Source organism: Halobellus ruber (genome assembly GCF_014212355.1).
Taxonomy (GTDB): domain Archaea; phylum Halobacteriota; class Halobacteria; order Halobacteriales; family Haloferacaceae; genus Haloquadratum; species Haloquadratum rubrum.
Window position 1 is genome coordinate 221,950 of the sequence record NZ_JACKXD010000005.1, and the last position, 25,088, is coordinate 247,037.

Genomic DNA, 25,088 nt, shown 5'->3' on the forward strand with positions numbered 1-25,088 from the left:
TCTACAGGTCGTCGCGCTCGAACGCCCAGTACCCCACGGCGACCGGGAGGACGATCCACAGAAGCAGGACGACGAAGAGGAACCCCCCCGAGAAGTAAAACGGGATCGACTCCTGGAACACCGGCCCGAGCACGGTCTGTTCGCCGAAGGTCGCGCTCACCAGCCGCGCCTGCGCCGGGCTGTAGTACAGCTCCGCGGCGAGCGTTTCGTACGCTTTCAGCGGGTTCAGGTATTTGAGGAAGACGCCGAGCTTCACCCGGGTGAGCTCCGAGACGCCGCCTACCCCCATCTGCTCTGCGGCGTAGTTGATGAGCTTCGGGATCCCCTCGGAGACCGACCCCCAAAGCACCGCGAAGATGAGGTACAGCCCCATCGTCGCGAGCGTGGCCTCGCGGTTCGAGCCCGCGAGCGCGGAGATTCCGAGGCCGATCGAGACGAACGCCATCCCCAACAGGGCGGTGAGCGCGACCTGCGGCACGAAGGAGCCGAGTTGCAACCGGGTTCCGGTCGCGACGAGGACGACGAACACGAACAGGAACCCGGCTAGCAAGGCGGCGACCACCACCGCCGACCGGCCGAGGAACTTCCCGACCACGGCGTCGAGCCGGGAGTTCGGCAGCGACAGCAGGAGCTTGATCGACCCCGTCTCGCGTTCGCCGGTGATCGAGCCGTACGACGTCGACAGCGCGATGAACCCCAGAACCAAGGCGAGCAGTCCGGGGAACGAGAAGCTGAACACCCCGAGATTGGCAAAGAAGCCGAACAGGTTCGATACCTGTCGGCCTTCCGGCCCGATGAGCACGCCGAAAAACAGCGCGGCGGCTCCACCGAGGAACAGCGCGAAAAAGAGCGTCGACCCGTGGAGCCACCGCGACCGGATCGCGTCGCGGAACTCCTTGCGGGCGACGGCCTGCCAGCTCATCGGGACACCTCTGCGCTTCCGGTCTCGCCGTCCGTCTCGGCGGTCTTTTCGTCGCCGTCGACCGATTCCTCCGCCGACTCGGCCTCGGTGTACGAGAGGAACAGGTCCTCCAGCGAGGTTTCCTGTGTGCTGAAGTCCTCGACCGGAACGCCGTCGTCCTCCAGGGTAGTGACGACAGTCGTCTTTGCGTCGCTGTCGCACCCCACCTGGAGCACGTCGCCGTCGCGGTCGACGCTGCTGACGCCGGCCAACCCACGGATCTCGGCGAGCAGGCCGTCGTCGACCGCCGCGCCGACGGAGATCCGAAGCGTCGCGTCGGCGTCCGACGCCGCCCGGAGCCCGTCGATGGAGTCGACGGCGACGAGTTCGCCGGCGCGGAGGATGCCGACCCGGTCGCAGACTGACTCGACCTGTTCGAGGATGTGGCTCGAGAAGAACACTGTGGTGCCGCGGCCGGCCTCCGAGAGCACGATCTCCCGCATCTCCTTCGCGCCGGCGGGGTCCAGCCCCGAGGAGGGCTCGTCGAGGATCAGGAGGTCCGGGTCGCCGACAAGCGCCATCGCGAGCGCGAGCCGCTGGCGCATCCCCTTCGAGTACCCGCCGGCCTTCCGGTCTGCGGCGTCGGCGAGGCCGACCCGTTCCAACACGGCGTCGGGGTCGGCGTCGGACTCCTTCGAGTCGACCGCGAACTCGACGTGTGCGCGGCCGGTCAGCCGGTCGTACACGTCGAACCCCTCGGGAAGGACGCCGGTGCGTTCCCGCACTGCGACGCTCTCCTCGCGGGCGTCGTGCCCCAGGACGGTCACCGTCCCCGAGGTGGGACGGACGAAGTCGAGGAGGAGGTTGATCGTCGTCGACTTCCCGGCGCCGTTAGGGCCGAGGAAGCCGAACACCTCCCCCTCTTCGACGGTCAAAGAGAGGTCCGAGACGGCGGTGACGTCGTCGAACCGCTTCGTCACTCCGTCGAGTTCGATGGCGGCCATACCCGAGGGTTGTCAGGTTCAGGCATAAAGCGTTTGGTGCGAGAATCAGGTCTGAGACTCCCTGACGGCCGCTCGGCTCGGTTTCGGGACGGTGTCGCGTTCACACCTCCTCGCCGGGGTCGTGGCGGTTCCGCATCCGCTCGGCCTCCGCCGCGTACCGCTCCCGCGTATCGGCGTCGTCGACGGACTCCAACTCGGCCGCCTCGACCTCGACGGCGGCCGTGGTTTCGGCGCCGCGCTGTCGCATCACCGCCGTCGACACCTGCCGCCGGTGGGCCCGCGACCCGTCGGGGGTCGCGTAGGTCATATCCACCAGCCCGCGGTCGGTGTACGTCCGTTCGACGAGCCAACACCGGACGGCGTCCGCGTCGGTCATACCCCTCCCTCGGTCGCGGCGTGGCTTGTAGCTACCGCGTCACGCTCAAGCCGTTCGGGGGGCTACATCGAGCCGATGGACCGAAGCGACCTCCGCGACCGCGCCGCGGAGCTACCGACCGACCCCGGCGTCTACCAGTTCCTCGACGGCGACGACGTCCTCTACGTCGGGAAGGCGGTCGACCTCCGCGATCGGGTCCGGTCGTACGCGGACCCGCGGGGCGAACGGATCCGGCGGATGGTCGCCCGGGCCGAGGAGATCGACGTCGCCGTCACCGATACCGAGACGCAGGCGCTGCTGCTCGAGGCGAACCTGATCAAGCGTCACCAGCCGCGGTACAACGTCCGGCTGAAGGACGACAAGTCCTACCCGCTGGTCCAGCTCACCGACCACCCGATCCCCCGGATCGAAATCACCCGCGATCCCGACCCCGGTGCGACCGTCTTCGGCCCGTTCACCGACAAGGGCCGGGTCGAGACGGTCGTGAAAGCGCTCCGGGAGACCTACGGCCTCCGCGGGTGTTCGGACCACAAGTACGCCGGCCGCGACCGCCCGTGTCTCGACTACGAGGTCGGGCTGTGTACCGCCCCCTGTACCGGCGAGATCGACGACTCGGCGTACGGCGACGACGTCGAATCAGTGGTCCGGTTCTTCGAGGGCGAGACCGGGGTGCTCGCGGACCCGCTCCGGGACGCGATGGCGACCGCCGCGGAGGCAGAGCAGTTCGAGCGCGCCGCCAACCTCAGGGACCGGCTCGACGCGGTCGAGTCGTTCCACGGCGCGGGCGAGGAGGCCGTCTCCGCCCGCACCGACGAGCGTGCGGTCGACGTACTCGGCGTCGCGGTCGAGGGCGACACCGCGACTGTCGCACGGCTCCACAGCGAGCGTGGCCAGCTGGTCGACCGCTCGCGGCACCGGCTCGACGCGCCCGAGGGCGGCGAGCGGTCGGCGGCCGTGCTCACGGCGTTTCTGACGCAGTACTACGCCGAACGCGAACTCCCGGACGCGATCCTCACCTCCGAGCGGCCGGACGACAGCGACGTGGTCGCGTGGCTGAACGCCCAGGGCGTCGAGGTCCGCGTTCCCGGCGCCGGACGGGAGGCGAAGCTGGTGGATCTCGCGCTGAAGAACGCCCGGAGCGGCCCGGAGCGCGACGACGAGGTCGGGGCGCTGGCGGACGCACTGGGGCTCGCTTCCGCTGACCGGATCGAGGGGTTCGACGTGAGCCACGCCGGCGGTGACGCCGTCGTCGGGAGCGACGTCTGCTTCGCCGACGGGGCGGCCGAGAAGTCCGAGTACCGCCGGAAGCGACTCTCCGACGGCAACGACGATTACGCGTCGATGCGGGAGCTCCTCCGGTGGCGGGCCGAACGCGCCGTGGCGGGCCGCGACGACCGACCCGACCCGGACCTGCTTTTGATCGACGGCGGCGACGGCCAGCTGGGGGCGGCCCGCGACGCGCTCTCGGAGACCGGCTGGGACGTGCCGGCGGTCGCCCTGGCGAAAGAGCAGGAGCTCGTGGTTACCCCCGACGGCGTCCACGACTGGGACAGCGACGATCCGGCGTTACATCTCCTCCAGCGGGTCCGCGACGAGGCGCACCGCTTCGCCGTCCAGTACCACCAGACCCTCCGCGACGACGTCCGGACCGTCCTCGAAGACGTCCCCGGTGTCGGCCCCGAAACCCGGGAGGCGCTGCTCCGGCGGTTCGGCAGCGTCGAGAACGTCCGGTCGGCGTCGGCCGCGGATCTGACGGACGTCCCGGGCGTCGGCGAGAAGACCGCGCGGACGATCCGCGAGCGGCTATGAGCGACTTCGGGCTGACAGTCGGCACCAGCGCCGCTCCCGCACCGACGTGCCGAACGATCGCTGCCCGGCGCGGGACTCCGTCTACGTCACGCGAGGTTTGGCGGCGTCATCACGGATAAACGTACGCCGCCCTCGGACGGTTCTCCGGGACGGAGTTGGTGTGCTTGCCCTCGAAGTTCACGCGATCGATCCCGATCCCATCTGTCCTCCCGCGGCGGCACAACCTCGTTTTCCCCGGAACTGTCTCGAGTGAGTCCCGGACTGTCGCCGTTAGTTTCCTTCCTCGACGATTTCGTGCCACTCTCCGCCGAGAGCGAAGGTCGCGAATATCGCCGCGCCGGCGAGGAGACTCGCGCTGACGTCGTATCTCACCGACGTCAACAACGAGAACGCGGCTCCGACGACCCCGCACACGAGGAGACGCCGAGAACGGGGGAACTCGAAGAGCGTCTCCACCTTCGCGGGGAGGTAGTACAGACCGACGAAGAGGATCAACAGTGCGAGCAGGCTGCCGGCTTCGACGATGGTGTCGAGCCCCATATCGGTCACCACAACGATCTGGACGCCGAGCGGGACGTAGAGCTCCCGGACGGGACCGTCCGGAACGCTCGGTTCGCTTCGCATCGCGTCGTAGACGGTCCACCCGAGGGCGCCGACGCCCATCGACCACAGCAGGAGGAACCCGAACTCGCCCTCGGCGGGCGGGACTGGGACGAACGACTCGCCCCGCGTAAACCGGTGAGACAACCACACCCAGACGACGGCGGCGAGCGGGAGGAACGCACCGCGGGGCCGGCTCACGGTGGGCGTCGCCGCGGCGTCTCCGAGACGCGCTCGAACCGGGGCATCGTCCGCGTGGTACAGAAGCGTGGGGAGGCGCCGGACCACACGGAACCAGTACCACAGACAGTAGCAGACCACCAGGAGCGGAGTGACACTGAGCGCAACCCAGACGGCGGCGTCACCCGTGACGTCGAGCGCGTACGCCACGCTCCCCAGCGTCCGCAGTTCGGCGACCGACCGGTACGCGTCCCGGAGACCCGCCGACCTGAACGCGCCGGCCGGCGTGTTGTAAGCGCCGGAGAGCAGTAACGGGACCACGGCGAAGAGCACGCCGAGAAGCACCGGCAGGAACACGCCCCACGCGCGTGGCGTGACCGCCGTTCGAAGCTGTCGGTAAAACGAGGAATCCACGTCGGTGGCGGCGGCGAACCCGTCGCCGACCACCGAATCGGGGGTCGGCGTACGGTCGCTCCGGAGCGCCCAGCTACCGACGGTACCGACGAGCGCGACGACCTCGATGATCGGGTAGTACAGGCTCAGTGTCCCGACGAAGACCCCGAGGAGCGCCGCGGGCATAACGAACACGCTGGTGCCCGCGATCACCACCATCACGGACGCGATCCGACGTATTCGGGGACGTGCCGCCAGCGCTCCGAACTCCGAGCGCCACGCCTCCGCGGCGTCGTCGTCCGTCGAGAGCCCGACCAAGGGTCGGACGAATCGGCTCTCGGGATCGCTCACGGGCCGCGACCCGATCCGATAGAGCGCGACCCCAGCGAGGGGGATTCCGAGAAAGAGGGCGACGGTCAACAGCCACTGCGGCGGCGCTGGCACTCCGGCGGGGAGACTCGACGTCCCGACCGACGACCCCCAGAGGTAGTAGACCGTTCCGACGGCGAAGGCGTACGTCACCAACGTCCGCCGAACCACCGAGTGGCTCCGAATCGGTTCCCGGAGGGGTCCCACGTACACCCGCGGAAGGAAGGCGACGACGACGAGGCCCAAAAGTAGGACGTTCAAACCGAGGCTGACGAGGGATGCGAGCACGCCCGGCTGGACGCCGACGAGCCGCGACGCGGCCCCACCGGGCGTCGTCGTCGCGATCAGGCCCGGAACGGTGTTCCACGCGAGGATCGTCCCGCTGACGACGCCCAGGAGGCGATCGACGCTCGGGATCCAGTGGAGCCATCGGACGACAATACGCGCGAGGCTGGTGAGCGCGTTCGCCATCTCAGATCCCTCCGAACGCCCGGATCACGGACCCGTCTTCGGTCTCCTCGACGGAGAGAGGGCGATCGGACGCGAACAGCGGCCACACGCTCCGTGATCCGTCGAACAGATACCACTGATCGCGATCGCCGTCGGGATCGAGCGTGCCGACGAACGGGGCGTCGTCGCGCTCCCCGCGTCGAACGAGCCCCCCGATGAGGTATCCCCGCGGCGTCGACCGGACCCCGTTGCAGGCAACGGGGTCGTCTTCGGACGCAAGCGTCCGCCACCAGTTCACACTCCCCCCCGCTCCCAAGCGTGCGACGACGCCGACGCTGTCGCTATCGCCCCGATCGATGTGTCCGACGGCGACGAACCCGGAGGCGTCATCGGAGGCGGGAGCGACGTCCGAAAACCAGTAGGCGGGGTACGTTCGTCGCCACGCGACCCCGCCGTTGTCGATCGCGAGGACACCCGCCGACCCGTCGACGCCGGGTCCGGCCAACTGTCCTGCGAGGAGAAACGTCGACCCGTCCGGAGCGTACACAGCGTCGAGGGACGGAACGTCGGCGTCGTACGTGCGGTTCCAGCGGATGTCGCCGTCAGATCCGAACTGCAGCAGCCACGCCGAGTCGCGCCAGTCGTTCGAGGACTCGCGCTTGGACACGAGCGTATAGGCGGCCGCGTCCGACGATCGTATCGTCGGTACGAGCGCCAGCGGCGACCAGCCGGACCCGCCGTCCGGCCGGTAGCGACGCGACCACCGAGGTTCGCCCTCCTCGCTCAGCGACACGATCCAGGCGGCGTCGTCCCCGTCGTGGCCGCCGAGCAGCGTGCCGCCGGCCGTCGGGAGCACCGCCGAGGGAGGCCCGGTCACCGGGTCGTCACGAACCATCCGATCCACTCGGACCGAGCCCTCGGAGTCGATCTCGGCGAGCCACGTCGGGGAGTCCTCGTCGCCGGATCGCGTCCCGGCGACGACCACCGAGCCGCGAGCCGTTTCCGCGGCGATCTCCGGCCGCCCTTCGATCTCGACCTCCCATCGGACACCCCACGGACTGTCGGCCATCGTTCGCCAGGTCGGATCGAATCGATCGATCACGTCGGAATCGTCCGACAGCGCCGCGTGTGTGTGATCGCGGGAGCGCTGCCCGACCACCCCGACCGCGGCGGTCGCACCGAGAAGCAGGGCACGGCGACGTGTCGGCATCCACAGTGCACTATCCGGCCCCGGTGAAAACATCTGCGGGATGTCACGAGGGGTCCCGACTTCCGAAACGGACCCTCCGACGACGCTCGACAGAGGGTTGCGGGCTCGTACCGTCGGTTACGCGATCTCCGCGTACTGCTCGGAGAGCTTCGCGGCGGCCTCGTCCAGCAACTCGTGCTCGTAGTCGTCGAGGTCCCACTCGACGACCTCCTCGACGCCGTCGGCACCGAGTTTGACGGGGACGCCGACCGCGGTGTCGTCGTAACCGAACTCGCCGTCGAGCGGGATCGACGCCGGGAGCACCTCGCCCGTGTCGCGGAGGATCGCCTCGACCGTGTGGGCGACGCCCGTCGCGGGGCCCCACTGCGTCGCGCCCTTCCGCTCGATGACGTCCATCGCGGACTCCTGGAGGTCGCCGAGGATCCCCTCGCGTTCGTCTGCGTCGAAGTCGGGATCCGCGCCGCCGACCCGGACTTTCGAGAAGACGGGGACCTGCGCGTCGCCGTGCTCGCCGAGGATCGTCGCCTCGACGTTCCGCACGGGCGCGTCGAACCGCTGGCTCAGCACGTACCGGAAGCGCGCGGAGTCCAGCCGGCCGCCGAAGCCGATCACCTGGTGGCGGTCGCGGTCGCCGGCCTCGTAGAGGTGGCGGTTCAGCAGGTCCACCGGGTTCGAGGTCGTTACCGAGACGAACTCGTCGTTGTACTCCGCGAGCGACGACCCGATGTCCTCCATGATCGGCGCGTTGTCGCCCGCGAGGTCGATCCGGGTCTGTCCGGGCTGCCGCGGGATCCCGGCGGTGATGACCACCACGTCCGACCCCGCGGTGTCCTCGTAGCCGCCCTGCAGGACCTCGGTGTTCGAGTCGTATGCGATCCCGTGGTTCGCGTCCGCGGCCTGTCCGATCGTCTCGTCTTCCTTGTCGGGGATGTCGACGAAGACGAGTTCGTCGACGACGTCCCGGAGCGCGAGGTTGTACCCGGCGGCGGCGCCGACCGTGCCGGCGGCACCGACAACGCTTACTTTCGTCATATCGGCTAGGTGAGGCGCCGGAACCCGATTAAACGCTTCGGAACTGCGAGACAATCACCGAACGACGGTGATGTCGTCGCTCCGCTCGTACTCCAGTTCGGTGGCGACTGCCGCCGCGACGCCGTCGCCGAACGCCTCGCTGCAGGACGCGATCGAGTTCCCGGCCGGCACAACGTCCGCTACAACTCGTTTCGCCGCCGTAGGATCGTGACGACGACGGCGATTCCAGCGACGAGGACGAGTGCGACGGCGACCCCCGGATCGAACCCGCCCGGTTCCGTCGGAAGCGATGTCGACGGCTCCGTCCCGACCGCTTCCGGGGCCTGCGTCCCGCCAGATGGCGTCGACCCGCCGTCCGCCTCCGGTGTCGCCGTAGCCGTCGTCGGAGCGGGCGTCGGCGTTTGTCCCGTTGCCGTCGCCCGTAACGAGGGCCGCTCGACGACAGCGACCAACGAGAACGAATCGACCGGCGCAGTCAGCGTGACCGTTCCGTCGCCCACGTCGCGTACGGTGGTTTCCCGCAGCGTCCAGCCGTCCGCGCCCCGGTGGACGATGACCGCGCTTTCGGGGTCGTTGAGCCGCTCGCTGGACACCTCTATCTCCACGGTCGCCGACGTCTCGTCCGGGATCGACGAACTCGGCGAGACGTCGGCGATCGCCACGAGGCCGACCTCCGACGGACTGTCGATGCCGGCCACGTCCGCAACGATGCGTTCGAGTATCGTTCTGACGGTCGACTCCGGTAGGCCATCGAACTCCGCGACCGTCGCCGCGCTCGGGGCGCTCCCGTCGAAGGTGATCCGACTGACGGTTTCGGTTTCGTCGAACTCCCCGGTCCGCTGCTCGACGGCGGCCTCCTCGACCACATCGGGGTCGACATCGATGAGCGGGATGTCGGTCGCGGTCCCTCCGCCGGCGTCACCCCCGCCGGTTCCGTCGCCGCCCGTATCGCCCGGACCGTCACCGCCGCCCGCAGCGTCCGTTTCGAGTTCGACGGTGACGTTTCGGTCGGAGTCGACCGTCAGGTTCCGCGTGTAGGTCCGATCGGTGAACGAGTCTCCGGATGGCGGTCTGACGACGACTGACACGTTTCCGACGACCTCGATTCCCATCGCGTCGGTCGCTTCGGGGGCGACCATCCCGTCGGCGTTCGTGGCGTTCGGGAACACGACCGCGGCGCGCGCGCCGTCGGTTCCCGTATGCCCGAACGCCACGAGCGCGTCTTCGACCGGAACACCGGCTTCGGTGACCACGGTCACGTTGAGCGTGTGGGCGTCCGGGAGCGTCGTCGGGCCGATGGACCGGTCGGCGGACGTGTTTACCCGGGTAAGCGCGTAGATGTCCGGCGACCCGTCCCGCGGGAAGGCGACCGACCCGGGCGGTGGGGTGGCGTTTGCCCGCAGGAACCGTGCGGTGTGTGCCTGGTAGTACGACACCCCCTTGGTTGTGTCTGCCTCGGTCGTTAGCGAGAACCGTCCCGCGGCGTCGGTCGGGACACGGTTGACACGCCCCAGTCCGCAGACAACGCCTCCGTCCGGATCGACGACCGCTGTACTGAACCCGACTCCGGAGGTGTCCCCGACCGTGACAGTGTCGTTGACCGCCGGGTCGCCGTCCGCTTCGAGGATCGTGCCGTTGATGTCGGCCGACGCGACGGTCGTCGAGGCCTCTACCGACGGCGTCTGCGCCTCGCGGTTCCCCGCAGTGTCCTCGGCAACGCACATAAACCGATATTCTTCGCCGAGGTCGCCGACAAACGACGCGTTCCCCCCGTCGGTGTCGATCGGGGCGGTGGTCCACGTCTCGCCGTCGGTCGAAACGAAGACGCTCACCGTCTCGACCTCGCCGACGCGGTCGGTCACCGTCCACGACAGCGAGACGTTGCGCGGGCTCTCGGCCGGCAGCGAGTCCATCCTGCAGGTGGGGGCGGCGTCGTCGACGATGTTGACCGTGTCGTTGGTAGTGAGACTACTCACCTGGTCGAACCGGATGGTCGCGTTGTTCTCGATGCGGGTACCGGTGGAGAGTCCAGACGCCGGATCGGCCGAGAACAGCAGCGTACCGGTCGCGTTCGGCGCGAGGTCGACGTTCTCGAGCCGCCACCGGAGCGTCCGCCCCTGCAGGGTCGCGGTGTGGTGCTCGACGACGGTGACATTCCGCGTTACGGTCCGGTTGCCGATCGTCACCGTCTTCGTTCGGGTTCTGTTCTGCCGCAGTAGCGTCACCGACTCGCCGGGCGCGAGCGACTTCCGGGTGCGGTTCGCGGTCAGGACCTCGACGCTCGACCGGTTCAACGTCGTCGGGAGCGTGTCGGTGACGGTGACGTTACGAGCCGGTGCGTTGCCGACGTTCTCGAAGCGGACCGCGTAGGGGAGCGTTCTGTCCGGCTGGATGTACCGGTCGGCGGCGACGATTTTCTCGTTGGGATCCACCGGCTGTTGAACCCGGCGCCGATCCTTGTCACATTCCGGAACTCGACCCGGTAGTCCGTTACGCGCCCGGCAGCTCTTGTATCCTCTTCTACACCCGGTCGTGTCGGCCAAGAACCGACAGACCTTCTCCACCGGAATCCCCGGTGTCGTTTTTCCGATTTCTGAGAGGAGTGCCGGTATCTCACACTTCTCAACCGATTCCTCCAGGCACTCTTCGTAGTCTTCACAGCAGGGGCCACTACACGAACAGGCCCGCCCAGTGACAGTGAAGCCCTGCTGAAGGTTCTCATCGAGTTGTGCCTGATAGGTCAGGATCTGACTCTCGCCTGGACGGAGTTCGTCGATCGACCATTTGATTGTTGTCTTCGTGATGCTGCTATTCAATTCGACGGTGGTCCCGTTACGGGAGAGAATGGATTCGAGTCGCTCACGGGAGCCGTTGCGCGTGACCTGAGTGGTGACGTTGTCCGGGGCCGGCGTTGACGATGCGTAGGTGAACCACGGCTGGAGGTACTCGGAAACGGGAACGTCGCGGGCGATCGTGTTGCCCGTGTTCTTGACCCGGATGACGTACAGTTGCTTCCGGCCCGCAACCGCTCGCCCGCCCTCCTTGTCGATGACGATGTCGGCCGACGGGATGGTCGCCGACACCCGCTTCGTGAGCGTTGCGTTCGCCGTCGTTCCGTCGCCGTCGGTCGCGCGGACGGTGAACGTGTAGTTGCCGACCCGCGTCGGGGTCCCGTTCAGGACGCCGTCGTCGTGCAGGGTCATCCCGGGCGGGAGCGACCCGTTCACCACGTCAAAGTCGACGGGCGATGTCCCCTGCCGGGTAGTGAGCCGGTGGGTGACGGGCTCGCCCAGCTTCGTGCGGGCGAGTCTGTCGGTCGTGACTCGGAACCCCGCCCCTGCGCCGGCGGGTGACGTGGTCAGCCACGGGTCGAAGCGGACGTTCGCGACGAGTCGGTTCGATCCGGCCGACACGGCGTCGCCGGAGCCGTTCGCGACGGCGCCGGTGGACGGGTCCGAGAGGTTCCGGGTCGCGCTCCCGGGGCTCGACGGCCCGTCCGGACTCCCCCACCAGTTTCGCGTCGCGTCGACGACGGCGTCGGCGTCGTTCCGGATCCCGTACCTGCCGTTCCCCGCGATGACGTTCCGGCGGACGGTGACGGTGTCGACCGGGGAGTCACTGTCGAACTCGATGCCGCCGTCGGTGTTGTTGACGATCCGGTTCCGCCGGACCGTGGCGAACTGGGAGTCGCCAATGAACCGGATGCCAACCCGGTTGTTCCGGATGACGTTGCCGACGGCCCGGTGTCGGTCGGCCCGCAGCAGCCCGATTCCGGTACTGCTGTTCGTGAGGGTGTTGTCCCTGACCGTGACGTTCGACGCGGTCGTGACGTAGACAGCGTTGCCGGCGCCGTCGACGGTGTTGTTGCGGACGGTGGCGTTGTCCGACCCGCTGACGCTGATTCCGGTACCGGTTCCGCCCCCGGGTCTGACGGTGTTGTTCCGGACGCGGCTGGCGTCCGAATCGGACACTTTGATTCCGCCCCTGTTCGCCCGGAGGTCGTTGCCGGCGACGGTGTTGTTCCGGCTGGTTCCCGACGTGGCGACGAGCAAAACGCCGAGCCCAGCGTTCCCGCTGACTGCGTTCTCGACGACGCGACTGTCCTGTATCCTGTCAGCATAGACGCCAAACCCGCCGTTCGACCCAACGTCGTTGCCGGCGACGGCCGACGCGTAAACCACCGTCGCCTCGATGCCGTTCCCGCCGTTGTCGCGAAGCGTGTTGTCGACGACCCGAACGTTCCGGACGGCGCCGGACCCCAGCAGGATCCCGTCCTCGTCGTTCGAGTTGATCGCGTTGTCGACGATCACCGAGTCATTCAACCCGCCGTCGAACGAGCCAATACCGACGAAGTTGTCGGTGACCGTGGTGTTTCCGAGCGTGTGGTTGCCGCCGCGGTCGACGTAGACACCGTACCCCCCGCTTCCGTCGACCGTCGTCCGTCGGACTGAGACGCCGGACGCCCCGAAAAGCCCGATGCCTCGGTCCGAGGCGTTGAGGACCCGCGTCCCGACGATCCGGTGTGTCGTCCCCCCGTCGAAGCGGATCGCGCTCTCCGGCAGGAAGCCGGAGCCGCGCGTGGCGTTTTCGACGGTGACGTTCTCGACTGTGGTGTCGTTCACGTCGGTGAACTCGGCCGGCTCGGTCCAGTTCACGAACCGGATGTCTCTCACGGTCACGTTCGAGAGCGTCCCCTGCGGGGGATCCGACACCGACGGCGACGCCCGGACGGCGAGCGGGTGGCCGCGGTCGTCACCGGAGCCTATCGCGGCGACCGTGTGGCCGTTCCCGTCGATCACGACGTCGCTGGCGCTGACGAAGAAACACGGCCGGGAGGCGTTGGCGGTGACGTTCCCCGCGAGCCGGTAGGTTCCGGCGCGGGTGATCCGGGTGCAGCCGGTCACGGTGTGTATGGTGCCGGTGGCGGTCACGGTAACCGTGTCCGTGTCGGCCTCGCCGTTCCCGTCCGAGACGGTCACCGCGAACGTGAGCGTCGTCGGGGTGTCGACGTCAGGCGCGGTGAACTCGGGCGTGGCGGTGCTCCCGTTTCGCAGCGTCACGTTGGGGCCGGCGGTCTGCGCCCATCTGTAGCTGAGGCTGTCGCCGTCCGGATCACTGGACCCGGTCGCGTTCAGCGTCACGGACGTTCCGCGGTTCACGGTCCGGTTCGCGCCGGCATCCGCCGTCGGCGGGTAGTTGCTCGGGACGAGGGTGATGGTGACAGTGTCGGTGTCGGAGCCACCGTCGCCGTCCGAGACGGTGAGCTCGAACGTGAGCGCCCGCTCGCCGTTGATAATCGGCGCGGCGAACTCGGGGGTTGCGGTTCCCGCGTCCTGTAGCGTCACGTTCGGGCCGCTCGTCTGCGTCCACGAGAACGACAGGGTGTCCCCGTCCGGGTCGCTGGATGCGGATCCGTCGAGCGCGACCGTCCGACCGTCCAGCGTGCGCCGGTCGTAGCCGGCGTCGGCCCGCGGCGGCTCGTTCGGCAGGACGGTGACGGTGACCGCGTCCCTGTCGGAGCTGTTTCCGTCCGAGACGACGAGCTCGAAGGTGAGGTCGGTCGCCGTGTCGACGGTCGGTGCGGCGAACTCGGGGGTCGCAGTGCTCGCATTCCGGAACGACACGCTCGGTCCGGCCGTCTGGGTCCACGAGAACGACAGCGGGTCCGCGTCGGGGTCGCTCGACCCGGTGCCGTCCAGCGCGACAGGCTCGCGCTCCTCGACCGTCCGGTTCGATCCGGCGGCGGCTGTCGGGGGCTGGTCGGCCGGCTGGATTGTCACGTTGACTGTGTCGGTGTCGGAGGCGTCTCCGTCGGAAACCGTCACCTCGAACCTGAGAGTCCGTTCGCTGCTGACGGACGGGGCACCGAACCCGGGCGTCGCCGTCGTCGCGCCCTGCAGCGTCACGTTCGGACCGGCCGTCTGGGTCCACGAGAACGACAACGCGTCACCGTCGGGGTCGCTCGACCCGCTCGCGTTCAACCGCACACTCCGACCGCCGACGGTGGTCCGGTCGGGGCCGGCGTCGGCCGTCGGGGGCTGATTGGCCGGCCGGACGGTCACGCTCACGGTGTCGGTATCGGACCCGCCGTTACCGTCGGCGACCGTCAGTTCGAACGCGAGGGTGACCGGCGTATCGGTATCCGGCGCGGTGAACCCGGGCGTCGCCGTCGTCGCGCCCTGCAGCGTCACGTTCGGACCGGCCGTCTGTGTCCAGGAAAACGACAGCGCGTCACCGTCGGGGTCGCTCGACCCGCTCGCGTTCAACCGCACACTCCGACCGCCGACGGTGGTCCGGTCGCGGCCGGCGTCGGCCGTCGGGGGCGTGTTCCCCGGCTGGACGGTCACGTTGACCGTGTCGCTATCGAACCCGGTCCCGTCGGAGACGGTCACCTCGAAGACGAGCGTCCGCTCGCTTTTGACCTCCGGCGTCGTGAACGTGGGAGTTGCAGTGGTGCTTCCCCGCAGTGTCACCGTCGGTCCGCTCGTCTGTGCCCACAGGAACGAGAGTCGGTCGCCGTCCGGATCACTCGACCCGCTCGCGTTCAGCTCGACCGCCGTCCCGCCGGTTGCCGTTCGGTCGGGGCCGGCGTCGGCTATCGGCGGCGTGTTTCCCGGCCGGACGGTCACGTTGACCGTGTCGGTGTCGGAGGCGTTCCCGTCGGAGGCGGTCACCTCGAAGACGAGCGTCCGGCTGCTGTTGACCGTCGGGGCGGTGAACTCCGGAGTCGCCGTGTCGTTGTTCCGTAGCGGCACGTCCGGTCCGCCCGTCTGGGTCCACGAGAACGAGAGTCGGTCGTTATCCGGATTACTCGACCCGGTCGCGTTCAACTCGACGCGCTGCCCCCCGGTAACGGTCCGGTCGCGTCCGGCGTCGGCTTCGGGGGTCCCAACGACGGTGACGGTGTGGCTCGCCTCGCGGCGGAAGTCAGGGCGGGAGAGGGCGATACCCCGTACCGTGGCGTCGCCGCCGGTTTCGTTCCCCGGAACCGATACCGTGACCGACGGCGCTACCGACTCGTTCGCGTCGAGGCGCTGCCACCGCCACGCGGTCCGGGTCGCGTTCCAGGTACCGCCGTCACCCGACTGGTTCACGACGCGCCACCCACTCGGCAGCACGACGTCGACGACGAACTCCCGGGAGGCGTTTCGGGGATTGGTCAGGTTGAACGAAACCGAAACGCGGTCGCCCGGCGCCGCCTCCTCCGGCCCCGTCGCGGTTATGATCCGCGACTCCTCGGTCTGTGCCGCGGCTCCACCGGCGGTCGGAACCGGCGGTGCCGTCGGTGACGGCCCGTGGGCGCCCGTGGGGCTCCCGACCGCGGCCTGAACGGGGACCGTCGCGGTAACGATGATCAGAGCGGTCGCCACCGCGGCCGTCCGACTCCGGAATGACATACGTTACCAGTCATCGTAGAAATTTATAGTACATACTACAAGTTTCTTTCGGACGAACCGACGGGAAGCGGCCCGAAGGGCCGTTCCACCGGGTTTGTGGCCGCTGCGATACGCGCCGCGCCCCACGCTGCACGGGCGCGACGGGACCCTAACGAGCCGGGCGGGACCGGAGGTCCCGCTGGAAGCCGGCGCTACGCGCCGTCGACGAATCGAGTGGGGGGTCGTCGCGCGAGTGAGGCAATGGCCGAACGGGCGCGACGGGATTCGAACCGGAGCGAGACGGTCCTGCTCGGCCTTCGGCCTGCGCGGGCTGCGACTCGCAGGGTTCGAATCCAACGCGGTAAGGTCGGATACGCCTCGCTTCGCTCGGCGATCCGGACGAGCGCGACGGGACCCCCACGAGTGAAACGAGTGGAGGGTCGTCGCGCGAGTGAAATCTTCGATTTCACGAGCGCGACGGGATTCGAACCCGCGACCATCGGATTAGAAGTCCGACGCTCTGTCCGACTGAGCTACGCGCCCTCGCCGAAATCTCACGCCGGCAGGTAAAAAGAAACACTGGTTCCGGGCGTCGGACTCACACCCCGAACGGAACTCGTAAGGTCGGGTACCGTGAATCCGCCAGCAATGAGAGTCATCGGCACCGTCGGGCTTCCCGGCAGCGGCAAGGGCGAGGCCGCCGCCGTCGCTCGCGAGGCGGGCGTCCCGGTCGTCACAATGGGCGATGTGATCCGCGAGGCCTGCCGCGATCGCGGCCTCGACCCCGCGGAACACCACGGCGAGGTCGCACGCACGCTCCGGGAGGAGGAGGGTCCCGCGGCCGTCGCGGAGCGCTCGCTGCCAACGATCGAGGCGGCACTGCAGGACAGCGAGGTCGTTCTCGTCGACGGCCTCCGGTCCGACGTCGAACTCGACCGCTTCCGGACGGCGTTCGGGGATGCGTTCCTCCTCGTGAGCGTCGAGGCGCCGTTCGAGACCCGCGCCGACCGACTGCTCGACCGCGCCCGCGACGACTCCGACCTCGACCGCGAGTCCCTCCGGGAACGGGAGCAGCGCGAACTCGGCTTCGGGATGGACGCGGTGATGGACCGCGCCGACGTCGTGATCGAGAACACCGATACCCTCGAGGCCTACCGTCGGCGGATCCGGGCGATTCTCGACGGCGACATCGACGCGGTCGCCGACAGCGACCTCGTCAACCTGCGGGGCGTCGGGACCGACGCGGCGGCCGCCGAGCCGACCGACGGGGGTGACGCGCCGTGATCTACCGGATCGACGCCCGGATCGTCGCCCCCGTTCACGACACCGAGGTGACAGACCGGGTCGAGGACGCCGTCCGGAACCTGTTTCCCGACGTCGAGTTCGACCACGTCGACGGCGAGATCGTCGGCGAGACCCATTCATTAGAGCGGTTCTCCGAGCGGCTTCACGAACAGGAGATCCTCGATACCGCCCGCCGGGAGTTCTTCAAGCACGCCGACGACGAGGGCTTCTCGTTCTCGCTGAAGAAGCAGGCCGCGTTCAAGGGCGTGATCAACTTTGCAGTCGGGAACCCCGACGAACTCGGCGACGTCGCGGTCACGGTGACCGTTCACGAACCCGACGTGGAGACGTACATCGACCACGTCGCGCCGCCCACCGAGGACGGGACGCCCGTCGATTTCGACTCCTGACGGGCCCGCTGACGGTTGCCGGCGTCGGGCTCAGCCGTCGATCCCGAGTTCGTCCAAGAGCGTGACCGCGGCCTCGTGGGAGGATGGCGGCCCGCGCGCCGTGATCAGATCGCCGTCGACGGTGACGGAGGTGTCGGCGTCGAGGTCGGCGTCCCAGTTCGCGCCGGCGGCTTGCACCTCGTCTTCGACCCAGTACGGCAGCTTCCGGCCGTCGGGCATCAGGTCCTGCTCGTCGACGATCCCCGCCTCCCAGTCGTTCGGGAAGCCGGTCACGTTCCGGCCGGCAACGAGGAAGTCGCCGTCGGAATCGCGGACGAACGCGAGGATCCCGACCGCGTGACAGACGACGAGCGCGGTCCCCTCGTCGCCTTCGAGGGCCGTCCGGAACGCCGCGCGGGCGTGACGGTCCTGGTTGATGTCCCACTCGGTGCCGTGGCCGCCGGGGAACACGACCGCGTCGTAGGCGTCGGGATCGGCGTCGGCCAGGGCCGTCGGGTTCCGGAGCCGCTCGTCGGTCTCGTGGATCTCGGTGACGTGGTCTGCGGTCCCCTCGCCGACGTTCTCGGGGTCGATAGAGCGCTCGTCGACCACCGGCGGCCCGCCGGTCGGCGTCGCGACGGTCACCTCGACCCCGGCGTCCGACAGCGTAGTCAGCGGCTCGATACACTCCTCTCCCCAGTAGCCCTCCTCGCTCACGACGAATAGTGCCGTAGACATCGTCAGACGCGAGGGAACCGACGGGTAAAACCTGTCTGGTTCCGCGGGGGCGGGCGGGACCGCCGCGACGTGCCCCCGTTGCTCCGGTCACGCCGGCACGAGGAGGATCACGAGCGCCACTGCGATGAACACGACCTTCAGCGCGGTGTTGACGGCAATCACCTTCGACCCGAACCGCGGACCCCAGATCCCGTACTGGAACGGGATCGACCGCTTGAACGTCGACACCGCAAACGAGACGATCCCGCCGAGCAGCATCGTCGCCACCGCGGTCCGCGGCGTGAACGTCTCCCCGATCATCGGTGCGATCGTCGCCGCACCCGCAGTGGTGTCGAACGCGAACACCGCGATCACCGGCAGCGACGCGCCGGGAAGTCCGAACAGCGCGGTCAGCGGCTCCGCGACCGCGGTGGCCGACTGGAGGTCCTGGGTTTCGACGACGAGCGTCACGAGGACGTAGACGACCGCGAGCCGCGGGACGATCCGTTTCAGCTTCGGCCGGGTCTTCCCCGCGGCTTCACGGAGGACCGCCCGCGGCGACTCGGGGTCGTCGGCCTCCGCCTCGGCGGCCCCGTCGCCCGCCGTCCCGCCGTCGGGTGCGCTTTCGGGCCGGTCCACGTCGTCGGCGGTCCCCGCCGTCGCCCCGCCGGTGGCGGTCCGCCCGGACAGGAGCACGGCGCCGGCAACGACGCCGACGACCGTGATCGCGGCTGCGATCGCAGCGCGGGCGCCGACGTAGAGCACGCCCGTCTCGAAGCCCAGGATCGGGATCAACACCGGCGCGTAGAAGGTGAAGATGTGTTGGACGAACCCGAAGAACGTGTTCATCGTGACCGCGATCAGCGTCTCGACGTCGTCGAGCCGGCCCGACTCCCGGAAATCGGCGAGCATCCCGTAGCCCGCCGTGGTCGACGCCGCGGTGGTGACGATCGCGGTCCCCACCTCGTCCGGGAGGTTCGCCGGTCGCGTGAGGTACTTCGAGAACGCCGCAACCGCCTCGACCGCGCCGAACCCGACCGCGACGTTCGCGAGGAACACCCCGACGCCGATCAGGACCGCGATCCGGGCGACTCGCGGCGCGACCTCCACGAGCACGGGCCAGACGGCGTCGACGAACGCGGCCGGTTGCACGCGCTTACCTCGGTGCCTCACCGACTAATCGGCATCGGTTCGGGCAACACGGGGCCGTCACAGTACGACCCGCGCGGTCCCGACGAGCACCACCACGCCGAGCACGTCGCAGACGTTGGTGACGACCGGGATCACCACGTCGTCGGGGTCGAGTTCGAGCCGGTAGGCGACGTACGTCACCGTCACCGTGACCGCGACGGCCACGAGTGCGAGCCCGATCCCCGACGCGACCGCGATGGTCACCACGGTCCCGAGTGACAGCCGAACCCCGGCGGTGAGGGCCGTCAGTCCCCACGCCCCGACCCCGACGACCGGGAACAGCGTGAGCGCGAGTGCGACCGTCGCGACGGCGTTGCCGCCGAGGTGGTCGTTCGTCGGATCGAACGACAGCGTCCCAAGGTGAAAGGCCGTCGAGAGCCGCGCGGCGAGGATGCTCCCCAGGTTGCCCGCGGTCCCGATGGTGACCGGCACCAAGGCGAGCAGGCTCGGAAACCGGAGGAGTTGCGCCTCGAACCGGCCGAGCACCAGCCCGCTGCCGACCTCCACGAGCGTCAGGACGAGCAGGACCGGCAGCATCGCCCGCGAGATCGCCCGAACGGTCCACTCGGTGGCCACTCACACCCCCCCGGCGGCACGCAGCACCAGCCTGACCGCCCCGAGCAGGAAGAGCACGCCGAAGACGTCGCCGGTGGTGGTCACGAGCGGTCCAACCAGGGTGTCGGGGTCGCGGCCGCGCCGGTAGCCCGCGAACACCGCGGTGACGACCACCGCGGCGAGCGCGACCCCGGAGGAAGCCCCCGCGAGGACCGCGATCGCGACGAGCACGGGCAAGGAAGCGACGGGGCTCCCGAGCGTCGTGAGGATGGCGAAGGCGGCCACCGCCGCGAACGTCGACGCGACGAGCCCGTTCGCCAAGGCCGCGGCGATCGCCGCCCGGAGCCGCTCGTCGCCGGCGCGGACCCGCGGCTCGACGAGGCCCTGATGCAACGCGGTCGAGATCCGGGCGCCGAGCGACCCGTAGACGTTGCCGCGGGTCGCGAGCAGCGCGGGGACGAGCACGAGCAATCCAGGTACCGCGCGGAGCTCCCCGCGCATCCCGCCGAGAACGACGCCGGCGACGAGGCCGCCGACGAGGCTGGCCGCGAGCGCCGGCAGCGCCTCGCGGTACGCCTCGCGGGCGGCGTCCCGGACGGTCATACGGCGTCTGTCACGGCGCGGGGTGAAAAGTCGAGCCCTTGGAGACGGGGACGCGCGGCCGGTTGCGGTTGGGACTACCCGAACGGCCCCAGCCCGCCACCGCCGCCGCCGAGGCCGCCCATCCCGCCGCCACCGCCGTTCTGGAGCTTCTTCATCATCCGCTGCATGTCGCCCTCGCCCATCCCCTGGAACTGCTGGATGGTCTGCTCCATCATCTTGTGCTGCTCGAGGAGTTCGCGGACGGTTTCCTCCTCTTCCCCGGCCCCGCGGGCGATCCGCCGGACCCGGGAGGCGCCGATCGATCGGGGGTTCTCCAGTTCGTCGTCGGTCATCGAGTCCATGATCACGTCGAAGGCCCGCATCCGATCCTGGGTGACGTCCATAGCGTCGTCGGGGAGTTCGTCCATCATCCCGCCGCCCAGCCCCGGGATCATGTCCATCACCTGATCCAGCGGCCCCATCCTGTTCATCGCCTCCATCTGCTTCTGCATGTCCTTGAGGGTGAACGACCCCTCCATGATGTCCTCGGGCTCCCAGTCGTCGTCCTCGTCGCCGGTCTCCGCCATCGCGCGCTCGACCCGCTCGGAGAGCTGTTTGAGATCGCCCATCCCCAGCAGCCGGGAGATGAACCCGTTGGGCTCGAAGCGCTCGATGTCCTGGACGGTTTCGCCGGTCCCCAAAAAGGCGATCGAGGAGCCGGTCTCGTTGACGGCCGTCAGCGCGCCGCCGCCCTTTGCGGTCCCGTCGAGTTTGGTGACGACGACGCCGCCGATCCCGATGGCGTCGTCGAACTCCCGGGCCTGCTCCTTTGCGCCCTGCCCGATCGCGGCGTCCAGCACCAACAGCGAGCGGTCCGGATCGACCGCCTGCTCGATCTCCTCGATCTCCGCGATCAGATCATCTTCGAGGGCGTGCCGCCCCGCGGTGTCGACGATGTGGACGTCGGCCTCGGCGGTCTCCTCGAGGCCGTCGCGGGCGATCTTCACGGGATCCTCCTCGTCGGGGTCGCCGTAGAAGGACACCTCCGCGCGCTCGCACATCTCCTTGGCCTGGTCGTAGGCGCCGGGCCGGAAGGTGTCGGTCTGGATCACGGCCGGTCGGAGCCCCTTCTTCGAGAACCACCACGCCATCTTGGCGGCGCTCGTGGTCTTCCCGGAGCCCTGGAGCCCGGCGAGCAGGATGGTCTGCGGTTCCAGCGGGAGGTCGGTGGATTCGCCGACCAGGTCGACCAGTTCCTCGTAGACGATCCGGAGGACGTGATCCCGTGCGGAGGTGCCGGCGGGCGGCTCCTCGCCGGTGGCGCGCTCCTCGATCGACGCCGAGAGCTCCATCACGAGGTCGACCTCCACGTCGGCAGAGAGCAGCGAGCGTTGGATCTCCTTGATGATCTCCTCGACGTCCTCCTCGTCGAGGCGGGACTTCCCCTGTAGCGTGTCGAGACTGCTGCGGAGGGAACTCCCGAGGTTGTCGAGTACCATTACCCTGCTCTACGCCGCCGCCCGGGTAAAGCCTTTTTCCGCGGGCCGTACGGTTCCGGCGACGACCGGCGGCTACGCCCCGCCGACCAGCCGGTCGACCAGCCGCTCGGGGTCGAACCGCTCGATGTCGTCGTACCCCTGGCCGACGCCCAGAAAGAGGATCGGGCGGCCGGTGACGTACGCGATCGAGATGGCCGCGCCGCCGGAGGAGTCGGCGTCGGCCTTCGTGAGCACGGTGCCGTCGATCTCGGCGGCGTCGTTGAACTGCTTTGCGCGCTCGACGGCATCCTGGCCTGCGACCGCCTCGTCGACGAACAGGGTCATGTCCGGGTCGACCACGCGGTCGATCTTCTCCAACTGCGCCATCAGGTCGTTGGAAGTGTGGAGCCGGCCGGCGGTGTCGCCGAGCACGACGTCGACGTCGTTGGCCTCGGCGTACTCCACGGCGTCGTAGAGGACCGCCGCGGGATCGCCGCCCTGCTCGTGGCTGATGAGTTTCGTCCCGAGGGCGTCGGCGTGTTCCCGGATCTGCTCGTTGGCGCCGGCGCGGTAGGTGTCGCCGTTCGCGAGCACGACGTCCAGCCCCCGCTTCTCGAAGTACCGCGAGAGCTTCGCGATGCTCGTGGTCTTGCCCACGCCGTTGACGCCGGTGAAGACGATCGTCACCGGCTTGTCGGCCTCCTCGATCCGCTGGTCGAAGTCGAACTGGCCGACGCTGATCACGTCGTAGAGCGCATCCCGGAGCGCGCTCTCGACGAGTTCGCCGGTGGTCTCGACCTGCGCGCGGGTCTCGCCGATCATCTTCCCCCGGATGGTGTCGAGGATCTCCTCGGCGACGTTCATCTCCACGTCGCTCTCCAACAGCGCCATCTCGAGGTTCCACAGCGGGTCTTCGAGGTCCTCCTCCTCGATGATGATCTTGCCCGTGGCGAACGCCGCCGCGCGCTTGAGTCGACCGGGGCCCGACTTCTCCTCGTCGTCCTCTTTGAGCGCCGCGGCGGCCTCGTCGGCGGCGATTTCCGTCCTGTCGTCGGCGGGTTCGCCGTCGGCGTCGCCAGGGTCGCTGTCGACGTCGGGTTCGGCGTCAGGGTCGGCTGTGGCGTCGACAGCGACTCCGCCGTCCCCGTCGGCGGTCGGCTCCGCCTCCTCATCGTCCGCTGCGTCGGCTTCAGCGGCGGCTTCCGCCTCGGCCTTCTCCTCGGCGGTCTCCTCGACGTCCTCCCGGAAGCTGCCCAGCTTGTCCTTCAGCCCGTCGAACATAGCCGACCTACTCGCCGTCGTCTTGGCCCTGCATCTGCTGCATCTGCTGTTGCTGCATCTGCTGTTGCATCTGCTGGGCCTGCTGTTCGAGTTCGGAGCTTTCGGTCTCCAGCTCCTGGACCTCCTCCTGTACCTCGTCGATCCGGTCGTCGAGGATGTCCTGTTTCGTCCGCAGGGCGTCGACGGCGTCGTCGGCTTCCTGTTCGGCCGCGAAGTCGCCGCCGAGGTCGACGATGATCTCGTCGATGTCCTGGATCTCCGCGCGGATGTACGCGCCGCCGCCCAGCGGGACCTGCACCGTCGACCCGGTGTCCAGCGTGTCGATCGCCTCGATCGCCCCGTCGATCTCCGCCTGTTCGGTCTGGAGGTCGTCGATCTCCGCCTGCAACGCCTCGATCTCCTCGTCGATGGCCTGCAGCTCCTCGGAGAGCTGCTGGAGCTGCTGTTGTCCGCCGCCCATCATGCTGTGGCCTCCTCGGCGGCGGCGACGCCGTTGATCTCGATCTGCGTGCGCTTGAGGCCGTGTTGGCTTCCGATGTTCGCGTACACACGCTCGCGGGCGACGTTCTCGTTGGGCGCCTCGACGACCGTTTCGAACTGACTGTAGCCGTCACGGCTCTGGAATCGGCCGCTCACCGCGTACTCACTCATACCGTGTGGTTCCCGAGCGACGGGGAAGTATCTTCCTACTCGGTACGCGGCGAATCGGCGCGGATCGGGGCGTGAAAACGCGACTCACGAACGAGGCGGGGAGCGCCGGAAACCGGACGCGCACCGCCTACTCCAGGTAGCCCAGGGCGTCCTCGATCCGGGTCAGCTCCGGTCCGGTGGTGTCCTCGCCGGCGACGTAGCCGGCCTCGGTGGCGACCAGTCCCGACCCGACCAGCGGGGCGCCGTAGTTGACGGTCCCGATGTCCGCGCGGACGTCGAGTTGGTCCTCGATCGCCTCGATCTCGGGCTCGCGAGCCTTCGGGTGACAGAGCGCCCCCCTGTTGGTGGCGACCGCGGCGGTGCCGACGGTGCGGACGTCGGCGATGTCGCCGCGCTCGGCGGGGACCGAAAGCGCCGCCTCCACGACCTCGACGGCGTCCTCGGAGAGGTCGGGGTGGACGTACGCGCCGTAGTCGTTGGCGAGAACGACGTTCCCGGCGGCGTTGATCCGGCCGGGGAGTTCCGTCACGGGCACCCCCGCGACCGACTCGATGGCCTCCTTCTCCCGCTCTTTCGCACGGCTCGTGACGAGCAGCCCGTTCTCGTTGCCGACGACCAGGGCGCCGACTGTCCCGGAGCCCCCGACCGTCGTCGCCACCGCGGGGACGCCGAGCTCCTCGCTCATCGCGTCGACGACATCGCTCTCGGCGTCGGAACGAACGACGAGAACGTGATCCGTCGCGCGGGCGAAGACGCCGACGTACGGCGACCCGGCGAAGGAGGCGCGGAGCACGCTACTCGGCCGGCTCCGCCTCGACGATCGACTCGCCGTCCTCGTCGAACCGGGCGGCGCGAACGCGGAGCTTGCTCGGGGGCTTCTGCTGCCCGCGGGCCCACACCGTCTCGTTGAGCGAGGGGTCCAGCCGGACCGAAGCCTCGTCGACGCGGAAATGCGTCGCGAGGTGTTCGCGGATCAGTGCCATCGCCCGCCCCGCCCGCTCGTGGGCGGGGACGGCCTTGACGTCTCTGAGCGGCACCGTGACGACGCGCTCCTCGAAGTCGCTTGCACTCATCCTTACTCGTCCGTGTCGCTACGGCGCCAGTCGCGCCGCTTGGGGTTCCGCGTGACCTCCATATCCGTCTTCATCATCACCCACGCGGGGACCCGCGTGTTCTGCCGCTCCAGCTTCGCAAGCCGCTTCTTTTTCGCCTTCGATTTGTTGCCCATAGTGATCGCTCATACCCTGCCGCCGCATAAAA

General features: G+C 69.0%; 21 protein-coding genes and 1 tRNA gene. 3 read left to right on the forward strand and 19 right to left on the reverse strand.

All coding sequences use genetic code 11. The annotated features are described in order from the left end of the window. Position 1: 1 nt before the first annotated feature. The 3 genes from H5V44_RS14250 to H5V44_RS14260 all read right to left on the reverse strand — a co-directional run bounded on the left by H5V44_RS14250 (position 2) and on the right by H5V44_RS14260 (position 2,281). Positions 2–922: an ABC transporter permease gene (locus H5V44_RS14250; RefSeq protein ID WP_185193803.1), complete on the reverse strand. Its 921-nt coding sequence runs from the start codon at positions 920–922 to the stop codon at positions 2–4. After that, a complete protein-coding gene (locus H5V44_RS14255; protein WP_185193804.1) occupies positions 919–1,905 on the reverse strand; it encodes an ABC transporter ATP-binding protein in 987 nt (328 codons plus the stop codon). The genes H5V44_RS14250 and H5V44_RS14255 overlap by 4 nt, the downstream gene beginning before the upstream one ends. 100 nt (positions 1,906–2,005) lie before the next feature. Then, positions 2,006–2,281 (reverse strand): hypothetical protein, encoded by a 276-nt coding sequence (locus H5V44_RS14260; RefSeq protein WP_185193805.1) that lies wholly within the window; start codon positions 2,279–2,281, stop codon positions 2,006–2,008. A 75-nt stretch (positions 2,282–2,356) separates the two neighbouring features. On the opposite strand from H5V44_RS14260, the gene H5V44_RS14265 reads away from it, so the two are divergent. After that, the gene (locus H5V44_RS14265; RefSeq protein ID WP_185193806.1) at positions 2,357–4,090 is read left to right on the forward strand and encodes an excinuclease ABC subunit C; all 1,734 of its coding nucleotides are present in this window, start codon (positions 2,357–2,359) and stop codon (positions 4,088–4,090) included. 270 nt (positions 4,091–4,360) lie between these two features. On the opposite strand, the gene H5V44_RS14270 is transcribed toward H5V44_RS14265, so the two are convergent. The 5 genes from H5V44_RS14270 to H5V44_RS14290 form a co-directional block, all read right to left on the reverse strand. Next, on the reverse strand, positions 4,361–6,103 hold the full coding sequence (locus tag H5V44_RS14270; RefSeq protein ID WP_185193807.1) for a hypothetical protein: 1,743 nt from the start codon (positions 6,101–6,103) through the stop codon (positions 4,361–4,363). A gap of 1 nt (position 6,104) precedes the next feature. After that, the gene (locus tag H5V44_RS14275) at positions 6,105–7,292 is read right to left on the reverse strand and encodes a hypothetical protein (RefSeq protein WP_185193808.1); all 1,188 of its coding nucleotides are present in this window, start codon (positions 7,290–7,292) and stop codon (positions 6,105–6,107) included. 117 nt (positions 7,293–7,409) lie between these two features. Beyond that, entirely contained in the window at positions 7,410–8,324 is a 915-nt protein-coding gene (mdh, locus tag H5V44_RS14280) for a malate dehydrogenase (protein WP_185193809.1), read from the reverse strand. Positions 8,325–8,503: 179 nt separating this feature from the next. After that, positions 8,504–15,721 carry a PKD domain-containing protein gene (locus tag H5V44_RS14285; protein WP_185193810.1) on the reverse strand — a complete coding sequence of 2,406 codons (7,218 nt, stop codon included), beginning with the start codon at positions 15,719–15,721 and terminating at the stop codon, positions 8,504–8,506. Between the two features lie 448 nt (positions 15,722–16,169). After that, positions 16,170–16,243 (reverse strand) — tRNA-Arg (locus H5V44_RS14290). A gap of 105 nt (positions 16,244–16,348) precedes the next feature. Between H5V44_RS14290 and H5V44_RS14295 the strand changes: the two genes are divergently transcribed. Both H5V44_RS14295 and H5V44_RS14300 read left to right on the forward strand, forming a co-directional pair. Next, the gene (locus tag H5V44_RS14295) at positions 16,349–16,984 is read left to right on the forward strand and encodes an AAA family ATPase (protein WP_185193811.1); all 636 of its coding nucleotides are present in this window, start codon (positions 16,349–16,351) and stop codon (positions 16,982–16,984) included. Beyond that, entirely contained in the window at positions 16,981–17,394 is a 414-nt protein-coding gene (locus H5V44_RS14300) for an RNA-binding domain-containing protein (RefSeq protein ID WP_185193812.1), read from the forward strand. Before H5V44_RS14295 ends, H5V44_RS14300 begins: the two co-directional genes overlap by 4 nt. 30 nt (positions 17,395–17,424) lie before the next feature. On the opposite strand, the gene H5V44_RS14305 is transcribed toward H5V44_RS14300, so the two are convergent. The 11 genes from H5V44_RS14305 to H5V44_RS14355 all read right to left on the reverse strand — a co-directional run bounded on the left by H5V44_RS14305 (position 17,425) and on the right by H5V44_RS14355 (position 25,056). Continuing rightward, positions 17,425–18,111: a DJ-1/PfpI family protein gene (locus H5V44_RS14305; RefSeq protein WP_185193813.1), complete on the reverse strand. Its 687-nt coding sequence runs from the start codon at positions 18,109–18,111 to the stop codon at positions 17,425–17,427. Between the two features lie 87 nt (positions 18,112–18,198). Next, entirely contained in the window at positions 18,199–19,242 is a 1,044-nt protein-coding gene (locus tag H5V44_RS14310; protein WP_185193814.1) for a nucleoside recognition protein, read from the reverse strand. Positions 19,243–19,299: 57 nt separating this feature from the next. Continuing rightward, complete coding sequence (locus tag H5V44_RS14315) at positions 19,300–19,857, reverse strand: magnesium transporter (protein ID WP_185193815.1); 558 nt, start codon at positions 19,855–19,857, stop codon at positions 19,300–19,302. After that, positions 19,858–20,439, reverse strand: coding sequence for a magnesium transporter (locus H5V44_RS14320; RefSeq protein WP_185193816.1), 582 nt, complete (start codon positions 20,437–20,439; stop codon positions 19,858–19,860). Between the two features lie 74 nt (positions 20,440–20,513). After that, positions 20,514–21,917: a signal recognition particle protein Srp54 gene (locus tag H5V44_RS14325; protein WP_185193817.1), complete on the reverse strand. Its 1,404-nt coding sequence runs from the start codon at positions 21,915–21,917 to the stop codon at positions 20,514–20,516. A 72-nt stretch (positions 21,918–21,989) separates the two neighbouring features. Next, a complete protein-coding gene (ftsY, locus tag H5V44_RS14330) occupies positions 21,990–23,177 on the reverse strand; it encodes a signal recognition particle-docking protein FtsY (RefSeq protein ID WP_185193818.1) in 1,188 nt (395 codons plus the stop codon). A gap of 7 nt (positions 23,178–23,184) precedes the next feature. Then, entirely contained in the window at positions 23,185–23,637 is a 453-nt protein-coding gene (pfdA, locus tag H5V44_RS14335; RefSeq protein WP_185193819.1) for a prefoldin subunit alpha, read from the reverse strand. After that, positions 23,637–23,828, reverse strand: coding sequence for a 50S ribosomal protein L18Ae (gene rpl18a / locus H5V44_RS14340; RefSeq protein ID WP_185193820.1), 192 nt, complete (start codon positions 23,826–23,828; stop codon positions 23,637–23,639). The genes pfdA and rpl18a overlap by 1 nt, the downstream gene beginning before the upstream one ends. 127 nt (positions 23,829–23,955) lie before the next feature. Further along, positions 23,956–24,621, reverse strand: coding sequence for a translation initiation factor IF-6 (locus tag H5V44_RS14345; protein WP_185193821.1), 666 nt, complete (start codon positions 24,619–24,621; stop codon positions 23,956–23,958). A gap of 1 nt (position 24,622) precedes the next feature. Beyond that, positions 24,623–24,901 (reverse strand): 50S ribosomal protein L31e, encoded by a 279-nt coding sequence (locus H5V44_RS14350; RefSeq protein WP_185193822.1) that lies wholly within the window; start codon positions 24,899–24,901, stop codon positions 24,623–24,625. Between the two features lie 2 nt (positions 24,902–24,903). Continuing rightward, positions 24,904–25,056 (reverse strand): 50S ribosomal protein L39e, encoded by a 153-nt coding sequence (locus H5V44_RS14355; protein WP_185193823.1) that lies wholly within the window; start codon positions 25,054–25,056, stop codon positions 24,904–24,906. Positions 25,057–25,088: the final 32 nt, after the last annotated feature.

Bases quoted from the DNA above. Each gene is read 5' to 3' on its own strand.
- H5V44_RS14250 (WP_185193803.1), bottom strand. From the start codon at position 922: ATGAGCTGGCAGGCCGTCGCCCGCAAGGAGTTCCGCGACGCGATCCGG.
- H5V44_RS14255 (WP_185193804.1), bottom strand. From the start codon at position 1,905: ATGGCCGCCATCGAACTCGACGGAGTGACGAAGCGGTTCGACGACGTC.
- H5V44_RS14260 (WP_185193805.1), bottom strand. From the start codon at position 2,281: ATGACCGACGCGGACGCCGTCCGGTGTTGGCTCGTCGAACGGACGTAC.
- H5V44_RS14265 (WP_185193806.1), top strand. From the start codon at position 2,357: ATGGACCGAAGCGACCTCCGCGACCGCGCCGCGGAGCTACCGACCGAC.
- H5V44_RS14270 (WP_185193807.1), bottom strand. From the start codon at position 6,103: ATGGCGAACGCGCTCACCAGCCTCGCGCGTATTGTCGTCCGATGGCTC.
- H5V44_RS14275 (WP_185193808.1), bottom strand. From the start codon at position 7,292: ATGCCGACACGTCGCCGTGCCCTGCTTCTCGGTGCGACCGCCGCGGTC.
- mdh (WP_185193809.1), bottom strand. From the start codon at position 8,324: ATGACGAAAGTAAGCGTTGTCGGTGCCGCCGGCACGGTCGGCGCCGCC.
- H5V44_RS14285 (WP_185193810.1), bottom strand. From the start codon at position 15,721: ATGTCATTCCGGAGTCGGACGGCCGCGGTGGCGACCGCTCTGATCATC.
- H5V44_RS14295 (WP_185193811.1), top strand. From the start codon at position 16,349: ATGAGAGTCATCGGCACCGTCGGGCTTCCCGGCAGCGGCAAGGGCGAG.
- H5V44_RS14305 (WP_185193813.1), bottom strand. From the start codon at position 18,111: ATGTCTACGGCACTATTCGTCGTGAGCGAGGAGGGCTACTGGGGAGAG.
- H5V44_RS14320 (WP_185193816.1), bottom strand. From the start codon at position 20,439: ATGACCGTCCGGGACGCCGCCCGCGAGGCGTACCGCGAGGCGCTGCCG.
- H5V44_RS14325 (WP_185193817.1), bottom strand. From the start codon at position 21,917: ATGGTACTCGACAACCTCGGGAGTTCCCTCCGCAGCAGTCTCGACACG.
- ftsY (WP_185193818.1), bottom strand. From the start codon at position 23,177: ATGTTCGACGGGCTGAAGGACAAGCTGGGCAGCTTCCGGGAGGACGTC.
- pfdA (WP_185193819.1), bottom strand. From the start codon at position 23,637: ATGGGCGGCGGACAACAGCAGCTCCAGCAGCTCTCCGAGGAGCTGCAG.
- rpl18a (WP_185193820.1), bottom strand. From the start codon at position 23,828: ATGAGTGAGTACGCGGTGAGCGGCCGATTCCAGAGCCGTGACGGCTAC.
- H5V44_RS14350 (WP_185193822.1), bottom strand. From the start codon at position 24,901: ATGAGTGCAAGCGACTTCGAGGAGCGCGTCGTCACGGTGCCGCTCAGA.
- H5V44_RS14355 (WP_185193823.1), bottom strand. From the start codon at position 25,056: ATGGGCAACAAATCGAAGGCGAAAAAGAAGCGGCTTGCGAAGCTGGAG.